The 13,595-nt window shown below is 40.3% G+C and carries 13 protein-coding genes and 1 tRNA gene; 4 read left to right on the top strand and 10 right to left on the bottom strand.

The features are described from left to right. Positions 1-201 precede the first annotated feature (201 nt). From rpsB to SE27_RS06140, 3 genes are all read left to right on the top strand, one after another. Complete coding sequence (gene rpsB, locus SE27_RS06130) at positions 202-954, top strand: 30S ribosomal protein S2 (protein ID WP_039623849.1); 753 nt, start codon at positions 202-204, stop codon at positions 952-954. Between the two features lie 138 nt (positions 955-1,092). Then, positions 1,093-1,968, top strand: coding sequence for a translation elongation factor Ts (gene tsf, locus SE27_RS06135; RefSeq protein WP_039621756.1), 876 nt, complete (start codon positions 1,093-1,095; stop codon positions 1,966-1,968). A gap of 85 nt (positions 1,969-2,053) precedes the next feature. After that, on the top strand, positions 2,054-2,587 hold the full coding sequence (locus tag SE27_RS06140; RefSeq protein WP_039621758.1) for a DUF3465 domain-containing protein: 534 nt from the start codon (positions 2,054-2,056) through the stop codon (positions 2,585-2,587). Positions 2,588-2,876: 289 nt separating this feature from the next. Here SE27_RS06140 and SE27_RS06145 read toward each other — a convergent pair whose 3' ends face one another. The 9 genes from SE27_RS06145 to SE27_RS06185 all read right to left on the bottom strand — a co-directional run bounded on the left by SE27_RS06145 (position 2,877) and on the right by SE27_RS06185 (position 11,816). Continuing rightward, entirely contained in the window at positions 2,877-3,323 is a 447-nt protein-coding gene (locus SE27_RS06145) for an Mpo1 family 2-hydroxy fatty acid dioxygenase (RefSeq protein WP_039621760.1), read from the bottom strand. Positions 3,324-3,468: 145 nt separating this feature from the next. After that, positions 3,469-5,271: an amidohydrolase gene (locus SE27_RS06150; protein ID WP_052251711.1), complete on the bottom strand. Its 1,803-nt coding sequence runs from the start codon at positions 5,269-5,271 to the stop codon at positions 3,469-3,471. 149 nt (positions 5,272-5,420) lie between these two features. Continuing rightward, positions 5,421-6,029 (bottom strand): septal ring lytic transglycosylase RlpA family protein, encoded by a 609-nt coding sequence (locus tag SE27_RS06155; protein ID WP_039621764.1) that lies wholly within the window; start codon positions 6,027-6,029, stop codon positions 5,421-5,423. 286 nt (positions 6,030-6,315) lie between these two features. Further along, a complete protein-coding gene (mltB, locus tag SE27_RS06160) occupies positions 6,316-7,317 on the bottom strand; it encodes a lytic murein transglycosylase B (RefSeq protein ID WP_039621766.1) in 1,002 nt (333 codons plus the stop codon). 22 nt (positions 7,318-7,339) lie between these two features. After that, positions 7,340-8,482, bottom strand: coding sequence for a rod shape-determining protein RodA (gene rodA / locus SE27_RS06165; RefSeq protein ID WP_039621768.1), 1,143 nt, complete (start codon positions 8,480-8,482; stop codon positions 7,340-7,342). A 136-nt stretch (positions 8,483-8,618) separates the two neighbouring features. Continuing rightward, positions 8,619-9,269: a hypothetical protein gene (locus SE27_RS06170; RefSeq protein WP_039621770.1), complete on the bottom strand. Its 651-nt coding sequence runs from the start codon at positions 9,267-9,269 to the stop codon at positions 8,619-8,621. A 26-nt stretch (positions 9,270-9,295) separates the two neighbouring features. After that, complete coding sequence (gene queF, locus SE27_RS06175) at positions 9,296-10,111, bottom strand: NADPH-dependent 7-cyano-7-deazaguanine reductase QueF (RefSeq protein ID WP_039621772.1); 816 nt, start codon at positions 10,109-10,111, stop codon at positions 9,296-9,298. Beyond that, entirely contained in the window at positions 10,111-10,884 is a 774-nt protein-coding gene (locus SE27_RS06180) for an ABC transporter permease (protein ID WP_039621774.1), read from the bottom strand. The genes queF and SE27_RS06180 overlap by 1 nt, the downstream gene beginning before the upstream one ends. Continuing rightward, positions 10,881-11,816: an ABC transporter ATP-binding protein gene (locus tag SE27_RS06185; RefSeq protein ID WP_039621775.1), complete on the bottom strand. Its 936-nt coding sequence runs from the start codon at positions 11,814-11,816 to the stop codon at positions 10,881-10,883. The genes SE27_RS06180 and SE27_RS06185 overlap by 4 nt, the downstream gene beginning before the upstream one ends. 179 nt (positions 11,817-11,995) lie before the next feature. Here SE27_RS06185 and SE27_RS06190 point away from each other — a divergent pair. Next, positions 11,996-12,071: transfer RNA gene (locus SE27_RS06190), tRNA-Arg, on the top strand. A 429-nt stretch (positions 12,072-12,500) separates the two neighbouring features. On the opposite strand, the gene SE27_RS06195 is transcribed toward SE27_RS06190, so the two are convergent. Continuing rightward, on the bottom strand, positions 12,501-13,199 hold the full coding sequence (locus SE27_RS06195; RefSeq protein ID WP_039621778.1) for a DNA polymerase III subunit epsilon: 699 nt from the start codon (positions 13,197-13,199) through the stop codon (positions 12,501-12,503). Positions 13,200-13,595 lie beyond the last annotated feature (396 nt).

A 13,595-nucleotide genomic window follows, 5' to 3' on the forward strand; every position in this document is an offset into this window, starting at 1 on the left:
CTAAAAACTTTTGGAAATTTGTGTGTACCTATGGTATAAATAGCCGCCCATTTTATCAAATGCTTTTTCGTGAATAAATTTCACGGGCTTTGTTGGATGGGGCAACAAAATCCGCACATATATCGACACATTTCTCTGGGTGCCCTCTGGGTGGAGAATGCGGATATATGGAGGCCTAACCCAAACTTTAAGGTAAAGAAAATGGCAGATTACAACGTAAGCATGCGCGACCTTCTTCAAGCAGGCGCACACTTTGGTCACCAAACTCGTTTCTGGAATCCAAAGATGCGTGAATACATCTTTGGTGCGCGTAACAAAATTCACATCATTAACCTTGAGCACACTGTGCCTGCGTTAAATGATGCCTTGAACTTTGTTAACAATCTTGCTAGCAAAAAGAACAAAGTATTGTTTGTTGGTACTAAACGTGCTGCATCTAACATCATCCGTGAACAAGCGCAACGTGCGGGTCAGCCGTATGTTGATCATCGCTGGTTAGGTGGTATGTTGACGAACTGGAAAACGCTTCGTCAATCGATCAATCGTCTAAAAGATCTTCAAACTCAAGCTCAAGACGGTACTTTCCTTAAGCTTACTAAACGTGAAGCTTTAGAGCGTACCCGTGAGATGGATAAACTTGAACGTGGTTTAGGCGGCGTTAAAAACATGGGTGGTTTACCTGACGCATTATTCGTAATTGACGTTGATCATGAATCAATCGCGATTAAAGAAGCTAAAAACCTTGGTATTCCTGTAATCGGTATCGTTGATACAAACTCTAACCCAGACAACGTAGACTACGTTATTCCGGGTAATGACGATGCAATCCGTGCGGTTACACTTTATGCTTCTGCGATGGCTGATGCGATCCTTGCGGGTAAAGAGTACGCTCAAACCCAAGCAAACGCTCAGGTTAAAGTTGAAGAAGCTGCTAAAGAAGCTCCAGAGGCTTAATGCATTTTGACGCAGATTTGTCATTTTTTGCTATGTAATACTGGCAAATAAGCGTCAAAAAAGCAGAACGGCCCAGAGAACCCTTTGGGCCGTTTTTGTTGAACAGATTCATTTTTCTACCGTATTTAGGAGAACAACATGACTGCAGTTACTGCCAGCATGGTAAAAGAATTACGTGACCGTACTGGTCTTGCAATGATGGAATGCAAAAAAGCTTTAATTGAATCTAATGGTGATGTTGAATTAGCAATTGATAATCTTCGTAAATCAGGTCAAGCAAAAGCCGCTAAAAAAGCCGGTAACATTGCTGCTGATGGCGCGATCACAATTGCCCAAGAAGGTAACAAAGCAATTTTACTTGAAGTAAACTGCCAAACTGACTTCGTGGCTAAAGATGACAACTTCGCTGGTTTCTCAGCTCAAGTTGCTGCTGCTGCACTTGCTGCAAACGAAACTGATGCTGCTAAAATTGTTGAACTTAAACTTGCTGATGGTTCAACTGTTGAAGAAGCGCGTATTGCATTGGTTCAAAAAATTGGTGAAAACATCCAAGTGCGCCGTGCAAAAATCATTGAAGGTGAAAACCTTGCAATTTACAAACATGGTTTGAAAATTGGTGTAGTGGTATCTTACACAGGTGATGTTGCAACTGGTAAAGGTGTAGCAATGCACGTTGCTGCGTTTAATCCAGTGGCTGTAAATGCTGAAGGCGTATCTGCTGATCTTATCGCTAAAGAAAAAGAAATTGCTGAAGCGAAAGCATTAGAATCAGGTAAACCTGCCAATATTGTTGAAAAAATGGTCACTGGTTCAGTTGAAAAATACTTGAATGAAGTTGCTCTTGATCGTCAAATGTACGTGATGGATAATGATAAAAAAGTTGCTGACGTATTGAAAGCAACTGCAACCAATATTGTTGAATTCGTTCGCTTTGAAGTAGGCGAAGGCATTGAGAAAAAAGCAGAAATGAGCTTCGCTGAAGAAGTTGCTGCTGCTCAGGCTGCTGCAAAATAATTTTTACGTTCAGTAAAAATATTCTGTAAAAGAAGCCCCGATAAGGGGCTTTTTTAATGAAGAATAAGAGTGGGGAAATTATAAAATGGCAAATAAAACCAATATCGCGATGGTAACCGTGATTGGCATATTGATTGCTGCTTATTTTGCAATTGATTTTAAGCAACAAGCGCGCTTTCCGCAGCCGTTTATTGCTCATTCAAAGCCCTATGTTGAGGTTTCAACGCAAGCCAAACATGCTGAACCTTACGTCGATCTGCAATTGTCCAATTTAAAAATGCATGCGGATGACATCAAAATACAAAAAGCCTTTCAGCAGCGCATCAGTGATTTGCAAGTTCACTCAGCAGGACAGGTTCAAGCGGTTCTGCCCGATGATCAGCAAGGTTCGGCGCATCAAAAATTTATTCTCAAATTAAGTACACAGCAGACGGTTCTGGTTGCTCATAACATTGATTTATCAGCACGCTTACAGAACTTAAAACAAGGTGACACTGTTGAATTTTATGGGGAATATGAGTATAGCCCGCAAGGTGGCGTGATTCATTGGACGCATCATGATCCGCAAAAGAAGCATGTCGATGGTTGGTTGAAATATAATGGACAAATTTATCAGTAGTTAAAATAAAAGTAATACTGTATTTAAAAGAGGCCTGAATCAGCGGTGCTTGACTGAATTTGCTATTCAAACGATTGGTTAATTAAAATCGTAGGGCATGAGTTATTTGCTGGTTCGTTATTAGGGCTGATTTAAGCCTTTATTTGATTTATATTTTGCTAGATTAGACTTAGGAAATTTTACTGAATTTGTGCCTTGTTTTGCGGGGTTCTTATTCACTTTAGAGCCATTTAAACAAAAAGACAGTGAACTCAAAACAGCTTAAATAGTGAGTTCACTCAGAATCATGCTAAAAAGCCAGTTTTTGGCGTGTTTTCCATTTTGGTATCACTTTACCTAAATAGGCATCCATGCACCATAGTGGGCCAATGAGGAGGAATTGCAGGTCTTTAAAGAATGAAGGCTTTTTACCTTCCACTTTGTGGCCATAAAATTGACCAATCCAAGCCAGAATGAACAGTCCGATATAAAATCCCACACCTACCGGTAAGATAAAAATAAGCCACGCCATCACCACCACAAGTGCAGCCATGGCCACAGCCAAAACCAAATCTAACCGCGCATAAAAAACCAGACTCATAATGACCAATAAAGCCGTTAATAACGCACTAAAATGTGCCAATAAGCCAATAATTGAAAAAAGGATGGCCGGTACACACACCCAATGAATGCTTTTGTTGGTCGAGTTTTGATGACTGTCACTGTATTCATCTAACCATTGTTGAATTGTTTTCATAACTTGTTCCTTGTTATCTGTTAATCCATTCGATTGTATCTATCGATTTTCAAGCATATAGCCTGTTTAAAAATATAGGTCTCGCGATCGTTCACTTAAGTGAAGTTAGCTATCGCGAGAGGTTCAGCAGTCAGAATTTATAATGTTAATTAGGGTGTTTCATCGGCTGTGGGTTTAGGCTGGAGTGTTGATAAATTTGTTGTCCTTCTTTGTAGGTCGCCAATATTTGAATATCTTTAATGCTGCGACTTGGTACGGTGAGCGGATTGTCGCTTAAAATCACGAAGTCTGCCAATTTACCTCCTGTTAATGTGCCTTTGTTATTTTCTTCAAAATACTGATAAGCCGCCCAATCGGTAATAGATTTTAGCGCAATATATGGGCTGACCTTTTGATCCTCGCCCAAAGTCACACCGCTACGCGTCACTCGATTAACCGTGCTGTCTAAAACCATCATGCTGCGTGGTGGAATAACCGGTGCATCGTGATGCTCGGTAAATATTATACCTTTACGTAGTGCCGAGCCGGTAGGTGAAATCTGACTTGCTCGTTTAGGGCCGAGTGTTTCAAGTCGATGCCAGTCACCCCAATAATAGGTATGAACAGAGAAGAAAGAGGGGATAAGATGCAGAGACTTGGCTTTATCTAATTGGTCTTCACGTATGGTTTGTGCATGAATAATCACATTCCGCCGATCAAGCGTTGGATACTGGCCTGTGGCTTTTTGAATGGTATTGAGATATTGATCAATTGCGGCATCGCCATTGGCATGCGCTAAAATCTGCCATTGATGTTCAAAGGCTAAATTAATCGCATCTTGTACTGTTTTATTTTTAGGGTAAGCCGGATAACCGGCATAAGTTTTAGGTTTACCTTCAGGTGGAATCAAGTAGGGTTTGGTTAGCCACGCAGTTTTCCCTTGAGGTGAGCCATCTAAACTAATTTTTACCCCGCCCACACGAAAATGGTGATCATACATTCGACTGGTGCCATGCTTAAGCATATAGGCTTGCTCATTCATCAGGTCTGGATAAGACACCAAATCGATGTGTAATTTTCCTTGTTGACCTAGACTGCGCCATAATTCGGTGGTGCCTGCATCTGCACGACCTTCTTGTACGGTGGTGTAGCCATTTTCTACGTAGGTATCAATTGCTTTAAGGGCCATTTTCTCCATCATGTCTGGTGGCACAGTTTTAAATGCCTGCATCATAGCCATAAAAACGACGCTTTCTTCCAATACACCGTTGGGCTGCTTCGAATTTTTGACGCGTCGAATTACACCGCCTTCAGGGTTAGGCGTATTGGCATCAATGTTTAAAAGCTCTAAGGCTTTGTGGTTGGCCACCGCCAAGTGTCCAGACTGATGTAAAATTAATACCGGTTGATCTTTAGAGATTTGATCCAATTCGGTTGCGGTCGGATGGCGTTTTTCTTTTAATTGTCCATCATCATAGCCATTGCCCATAATCCAGCCCGAGGTGGCTTGAATAAATTCTGGATTATTCTTTTGCCAATTTTTTATATTCATAATCAGGGAAGGGATGTCAGTGACGGTTCCATCGGGTGGGGCATATAAGTTGGCCACGGTTTGTTGCAGGCCAACAGCACTGACGTGGCTGTGCGCATCAATAATGCCCGGAATGACGGTACGCTTTTGTAAGTTGATGCTTTGTGCGTGAGGAGAGATTTTGCGTGCCTGTGCAAGGTCTCCACTAAAGCGAATACGACCTTGCTGAATCAATAGCGCTTCAACGTAAGTGGGTTGCATGCCTTGCATGGTTAAAATGGGACCACCATAAACCAATAAGCTTTGGTTGTTTTGTGCTACAGAGGAAGGTTGTGTGCTGCTGAAGTGCGTACATGCACTGAGGAGGGTCAGCGGTAAGGAGAGGGCCAATCCCTTAAAGAGTAATCTTGAGCGCGTAGGCTGTTGCGTATCTGACATAATATTCATCCTCAATACTTATTATTATTATTTATAGACTATATTATTAACATATCACGCACAGATTTAAAACAAAGGTTTATTCAGCGATTAAAAAAGCCACATCAAGTGGCTTTTTACGTCAAATATATTAGAAGTCGTTGCTGAGCTTATGAATTTGGACCATCTACACGTTCAATATTTACTTTGGCCGTGCCGGCATTGGTAATACCCAATTGCTTCGCTGCACCGTAAGATAAATCTAACACACGATTACCATGGAATGGACCACGATCGTTGACTTTTACCACAACACTTTGACCATTGGTTTTGTTGGTTACGCGGATATAGCAATTCAGCGGTAAGCTGCGATGTGCTGCGGTTAAGCCATTCATATCGAATGTTTCGCCACTGGCTGTTTTACGGCCATGAAATTGACGACCATACCAAGAAGCTGCACCAGTTTGGCTAAATTTGCGCACAGTGTTAGATGCGACGGTGTTTAACTTTTCAATCACTGAAGGCTCATCTTCAGGGATTTCAATTTTTGCTGCAATCGTTTGACGACGGATTTTATCGCCAGAACGCTCAGTGATTGAAAGGCTGTTTAAATTTGAAAAGTGTGAATTAAACTTTTGTGCGTCTTTATTGATGACACGTGCCGCTAAACGAGAGTTATCGCTATCGGTGTTAAATGATGATTGCACCATTTCTGCTTGAGATTGGCTCAAAGCAAAGGCGGTGGTTAAAGCTAAAACATACTTAAGCGTGGACTGCATTATTAAACTCCTAAAGACTGTTGACTTAATTTCACCTAACTTATTGAAATATAAGCAATCGGGTCTGTTAATTCTTTTTTGCAACTACATTTGACGAAATGGATAATATTCATGCCACACTAAAGCTGTCTAGTTTTTACTTAAAATAATTACAAAAAGGACATAAATAGAACATTGCTTGATCAAATATTAATCAATATTGTAACAAGGTGTTTTAATAGCTCTATTTATGTGCATCAGGTCGCAAAAAAAGCTTGACTTTGTTTGCGTTGAGTAAATTCAAATGTTAACGGTTGGCAATTTCTGTACCCAATTGCCACACTGCAGTGGCATACATGCGACTTTTGTTATAGGTGGTAATGACCTGAAAATTAGGATAGGTAATGTAGTAAATCGGGCCATAACTTTCTTGCAATTGAATGACATTGACCATGTCTAAGTCATCAATTTTAACCAACGGATTAATTGGGCTAATACCTTGATTTTTCAGTGCTCCATACGGAGTTGGTTGCTCTAAATCTTTGGCAATAATAGCATCCGGTGTATTGCCGTTATAACGTGCAGCAAAGCCGATAGGTTGATTACGTTGCCAACCATACTGTGCGAGATAATTTGCGATTGAACCAATGGCATCGACTGCAGAATTGCGAAGGTCAATATGACCATTGCCGTCATAATCAACTCCTAGTTTTGGAATGTTACTTGGCATAAATTGTGGATAGCCAATTGCGCCAGCATAAGAGCCGACTACAGAATTGGTGGGCACGCCATCTTTATAGGACCAAGCAATTAAAGCGGAGAGTTCATCTTGGAAATATTGTGCGCGACGTTCATAGCCAAAACCTAAACTGGCCAAGGCATCACGCGTGACAAAATTACCTTTATTGGCACCAAAACCAGTTTCTACGCCTAAAATACCCAAAATGATGGCTTGAGGTACACCAAACTGCTGTTCAGCGCGATTTAACGTGTCTGCATATTGATTTTTAAAACGAATACCCCGTTGAATAGTGCCTTCCGCCATGAAATTGGTTTTATATTCATACCATGGCTTACTTTCACCCGGACGGTTCATAATGTTAATAATGTTGGGTAGATTCTTTGAGCCATTCATAGCCCAATCAATTTGTTCAGCAGTTAGATTATAATTCTGCATGGTTTTTTGTTTAAAGCTGTTATAGCTCGGATGAGTATAAAAATCATTGGCTTGGCAGAAACTGGTAATGGATAACGTAGCCAGCAGTAACGGAAGACGCTTAATTTTGTTATAAACGTGGGTATTTAACATATTGCTCAAAGTTCCAAAAATATTATCTGTGGGTATGAATCGACATCACAACGCCAAAAGCCGCCATTAAAGTAATAATTGCCGTACCGCCATAGCTCATAAAGGGTAGCGGAATACCTGTCACCGGTAAGATACCACTGACCATCCCAGCGTTAACAAATACATATACAAAAAACGACAAACCTAAGCCGCCTGCAAGCAAGCGACCATAGTTGTGAAAACAACTTAACCCGATGTGAAGTGTTCTAAAAATAATAGCAAAATATAAAACAATTAAAATCAATAAACCAATAAAGCCAAATTCTTCAGAATAGGCCGCAATAATAAAATCGGTATGACCTTCGGGTAAAAAGTGTAGATGAGACTGAGTGCCGTTTAAAAAACCTTTACCGGAAAATCCACCCGAGCCAATGGCAGTTTTGGATTGAATAATATTCCATCCTGCACCTAAGGCATCTGCTTCGGGATTAAATAAAGTCATCACGCGCTGTTTTTGATAGTCATGTAAGACAAATTGCCAAAGTACAGGCCCAGCTAAAGCACAGGCCGCGAGCGCACTGCCAATGAGCCACCACGACAAACCACTTAAAAACAGTACAAAGATGCCACTGGCCAGTACCACGGCAGCTGTACCTAAGTCTGGCTGTTTGGCAATCATCAACAGTGGAATGGCAATTAAAATCAGGCTACTGAAAATTCGCAATGCAGAAGGCGGCAGTGGATGCCGCGCTAAATACCAAGCGATCATCATCGGCATGGCAATTTTCATAAATTCACTGGGTTGAATACTGCCTACGCTTGGAATATCAATCCAACGTTGTGCGCCCATGTGTGCATCCCCAAACAGCATCACTACAATTAAAGTGAACAGGCTAAACAGATAAAAAATGGGCGAAAAGGCTTGAAACACTTTGGGCGGAATTTGCGCAATAAAAAACATCAGCAAGAAACCAATACCAAAACTCATGGCTTGTTTATAGACCAAATCAAGATCTTGTGCAGAAGCGCTATAAAGTGCTGTTAGTCCGAGTAAGCCATTTAAAAAGATAAACAGGCTTAACCATGGGTCGATGTGTAAACGTTGCCATTTTGATGGCAGCATACGGGTGCTTAAGCCATCACGTGGCGCGTGTCTAAGAAATTTATACTGCGGAGGAGATGACATGCGATATTTTAAGAATAGATCAATACACAGGCGATGCTAACATAAACCAATCTTTAGACAATCTATATCCGGATATTGCAAGAAAAAGCCCAGCAATTGCTGGGCTTTTAGGACGGTAAACTCATTTAAGATCAGATCAATAATGAAATAACGTGTCGTGATATTCTGCCATGACCCTTAATTCATCTTTACTTAAATGCGGAATAATTTTATTTGCAGCAATATGCACCGCTTTAATCACGGTTGCAGAACCGATATCAGCCGCTTTACGTTTAATCATGCCCAAATCGAGGGTTTTATTAAAGTCATTCATAAAATGCCGCACGGTGGCTTCTGAAAACTGTTTATAGTATTCAGTTAAAGCAGCTTTGTTCACCTCATTGCCGGCTTTAATTTCAGCAAAACTATGCTTAAGATTGGTCACTAAACTTGCATCTAATGCTTCGCCCACACGAAAGTTGCCTTCTGCATCCTTAAATAGACTTTTTTCAGAAAATTCAATCGATTGTTGTACCACATCATTCGACGATTTGCTCATCAACTGTTTCAGTAATACCGCCACGGTTGACTTGATATAGCCCGCCAGTTTTTCTGCACTATCCCGTTTATCGCTGACAGGAAAACGACGTACCAATTCGGTCAAAATAGCATCAATAATTTCTTCATTAATTAATAAGGCTGTTTTGTCCCGCAGTGGATAAAGCGGTTCGGTTGAATTTTTCTTTTGCTGCGCCGTTTGAATGGTGCTCAGTAATTCTTTAGAAGGAATAAAACCAAAAAATGGCATATTAAAAAACCTCAATGTTCTTCATTTTATTGTCGCGCCAAACGAATGGGGCGAGGCATCCATGTTAAATCCGATACACGACACGGATTAATATCTAATCCACCCCGACGTGTATAGGTTGCATATACCATCAGTTTTTCTGGTTTCAGATTTTGCCAAAGATCCGCAAACATCTGCTCCACGCATTGCTCGTGAAAACCATTATGCTGACGATAGGAAATAATATAAGCTAAAATACTGCGATAACAAGGTTTTTTGCCCTGATAACGAATAAAAACTGTGCCCCAATCGGGTTGACCCGTGACAGGGCAATTGCTGCGCAGTAAGTGAGAATACAGTTGAATTTCACCTTCTTCGGCAAGTTCTGTATCTAATTTTAATAAACTGGCATCTGGATGGCGCTCTAAGCGTGTTGGACTTAAATCATCAATACATAATCCCTCAGGTTTAGAAATCGCTAAATCATCAGCATCAAACAACTGTAGCGTTACCGGTGCAGTTGCGGCTATGGATAAATCTTTTTCAACGGTCGCAATAAAAGCTTCTTTGGAGTCAAATTGCGTAAAGTTCAGACTATTAAAGTACAGCTTTAGCGATTTTGATTCGATCAGGTTTTTAGAGGATGCAGGTAAGGTCATACGGCCAATGGCCACTTGTGGAACACTTGCAGCATTTAACCAAGAAATTTCAAAGATATGCCACCAATCAAGCCCTTGTTGAATACCCTCAACATGCGCATAATTTTGACGCGCAGGCGCACGTGCAATGGGAAATAAAATATCCGGTTGATATTCTGTTGGGTAATTGGTGTCTTGACCTAATAAGGATAGTTCTACACTCATTATTCACGCATTCCTGAGCCACGAGAAAGTAAATAGTAGGCAATACCATAAAGCGCAACGCAACAGAGCGTAATGATACTTAATGACAGTGAAACATTAACATCACTATGCCCTAAAATGCCGAAACGAAAAGCATTGACCATATATACAATCGGATTAATTAAAGAGAGATTTTGCCAAAAAGGACTTAATGCACTAATGGCATAAAAGACTCCGCCTAAATAGGTCAGGGGAGTTAATACAAAAGTGGGAATAATTGAAATATCATCGAATGATTTGGCATATACCGCATTGATGAGTCCACCGAGTGAGAATAATAACGAGGTCACCAAGACGGTATAAATTGTCACAAACCAATTGGTAATATACAGATCGGTAAAGAACATACTCATCGCGGTAACGATAATACCCACCAACACACCACGGCAGATACCGCCAATCACATAACCCCACAGAATCATGTGCAATGGAACGGGGCTCATAATCAACTCTTCAATGCTTTTTTGAAATTTTGCACTAAAGAAACTGGAGGAGACATTGGAGTAGCTGTTGGTAATCACCGCCATCATAATCAGACCGGGCACAATAAACTGCATATAGCTAAAGCCACCCATTTGCCCAATTCGTGAACCGACCAAATTACCAAAAATTACGAAGTACAGACTCATGGTAATGGCTGGTGGTAATAAGGTTTGGGGCCAAATCCGCATAAAACGGCGGATTTCTTTATGCACCAAGGTATACAGCGCAACACTTAATTGAGTAAAGTTCATTGCGCCGCTCCTTCAAGATTTTTCTCAACCAATTTTACAAACAACTCTTCAAGACGATTCGATTTATTGCGCATACTGTGTACTTGAATGTCTTGTGCTTCTAAAAGTTGAAACAGCTGATTTAAACTATAATCTTTGCCCATGGTTACTTCTAGGGTCACAGGGTCGATTAAATTAAAACGGACGCCAATAATTTCAATATGCGGTGCTTGAATGGGGGTTATTAAATCAAAAATAAAAGACTGCTCACTCATTTGATTTAAAAATAACTTCATGCTGGTGTCTTCTTTAATCACACCGCGATCAATAATGGCAATTCGACGGCACAACATTTCAGCTTCTTCTAAATAATGAGTGGTCAAAATGATCGAGGTGCCTTGTTCGTTCATCTCGGTCAAGAAGTCCCACATCGAGCGGCGTAGTTCAATATCTACACCTGCGGTGGGTTCATCTAAAATAAGCAGTTTAGGTTGATGCATCATGGCGCGTGCAATCATTAAGCGGCGTTTCATGCCACCTGATAACATACGCGCTTGAACGGCACGCTTATCCCATAATCCCAGTTTTTCTAAATATTCTTCAGCACGTTGTTGGGCAATTTTTTTCGGAATACCGTAATAACCGGCTTGGGTCACTAAAATATCAAAAGTTTTTTCAAACTGTCCAAAGTTAAATTCTTGCGGCACAATTCCTAAACATTGTTTGGCGGCAGATGGATGGGTATCCAAATTATGGCCAAAAATCTCGACCGTGCCCGAGCTTTTTTTTGTGAGTGAACTAATGATACTGATGGTGGTTGATTTACCTGCGCCGTTCGGCCCAAGAAGAGCGTAAAACTCACCTTCAGGCACACTCAAGTTCACCCCTTTTAGTGCTTGAAAACCATTTCGATACGTTTTAGATAGGTCTCTCAAGGTCAGAGCATCAGTCATGAAATTCTCACATGGTGAATAGTAAGCGTATTGTGAGTGAAGTTGAGCAATAAACCAAGTGAATAAGGCGGGATTGTATAGGGTGCTTGCGTAGGTTTGTATAAAGTATGAACATGAAAAATGATGAATTCTAGATAGTTGCTTTACCTTTTGATTTTTTTTGTTATGATGTGCAGCGCGCGCTCATAGCTCAACTGGATAGAGTACAGGTCTCCGAAGCCTGTGGCGTGGGTTCGAGTCCCGCTGAGCGCACCATTTTTAATATTTTATTATATAAAATTCACAGTTCAAAATTAATTCAATGAGAGTTTTATTTGAATAATGTGGATAAATGTTGAGCAGACTTGCTTAAGATTATTTTCAGATCTATATTAGACCTACAGTAGGTCGTGAAGACGCTACATAGTAGTTGGACGGATAAATGACAGCTCGTTGAGTTTTCAACCTTTAGGTAGAAACAATAAATCAGCACTAGCCTTCCAACATAAAAGCCCGCAGAGATGCGGGCTTTCTTATTCTGCTTTAAAAAATTTATTAAATAGTCTGCCTAAATGCGTCAAGTTTAATATTTAGCTTATTGCTGAATGGATTTGATCGTACTTAAAAATCTTAATATCTTCAGCTTATAGCTGCCGCTAAAAACTTATTAGGACAGCTGCCAGAAATATTATTCGCCATTTAAAGCTATATTTTAGCCAACGTCGCAGTTTCAATGGCTTTACGTAGGTAAGGGTCTAAGTCTTCTTGACGCAGTAACCACTGCATATAGTCTGCTGGTAACGCAGATATAGCCGTACCACGATGTTTACCAAAATTAATAGTGCGCGGAATACGGGCATCTTCTGAGGCTTGATACAATTCTTCCAGCGTTTGAATTTTGAGATGATGGATTTCATGCATTAAAATATTGGCAGTTAAAATAATATCCATATCTGCACGATGGGCTTTTTTAATCATGCTGCGTGCTTTGTCACTGCCGTTGGTGATCATATAAATAAGTGCAGAAATATTGTGTGCTTCTGCATCCGGCCAAACTAAACGTGCCAAAGCCAGCGTACAAATGGCTTTAATGTGAGAGGTATCGACGCCGCATTTTTCAATAGCACGAATATCGTAATCAATATTGTGCCCAATCATATACACCGTTTCAGGCGGTAGTTTAAAGCTGGTATAGTGCGGCTGATCGACCAACTCTGATTCTAAAATATGATGCACCGCCATTGCTGCAAACGAAATGGGTTCGTCGACACTATACAGTTGATCAAAAATCTGTGTTTTATCTAAGCTTAGCTTTCCTGCATCAATTTGAACAGGTGCATAGGCAATCTCAATGGGTTGTCCATTTAACGTATGGGTTTCTGTGTCGAGAATAATCGCTTGCATGACCGAATCCAAAAGAGCAAAAGTTTGAATAAATTTAACACTTTCAATTGCACAGATACAAACTGAAAACCCTTAAGCAGCTTAATTAACTGCTATTTAGCTAAGAGCATGGTGTTTAAATCAGCATCTATCTACAAGTTAGTGCTGATGGTTACTTTTTATAAAATAAAGACCGGAATATAAAGTGCTGAAAACTCAAAATAAGGACGATAAATTTTTTAAATACTGAGTTATATAAATACTGAAATATTTTTAATGGCTTGCAATTCAATTGGAAGGCTGATCATAATTTTTTATAATGGGGTCTTGATATGTTGTATCTATTGATGTGGTTCCGTTAATTAGACCACTCAATCTAGTTTTATAAGTGATAAATCCGCTCTAAATATTTAAATT

The organism is Acinetobacter harbinensis (genome assembly GCF_000816495.1).
GTDB lineage: Bacteria > Pseudomonadota > Gammaproteobacteria > Pseudomonadales > Moraxellaceae > Acinetobacter > Acinetobacter harbinensis.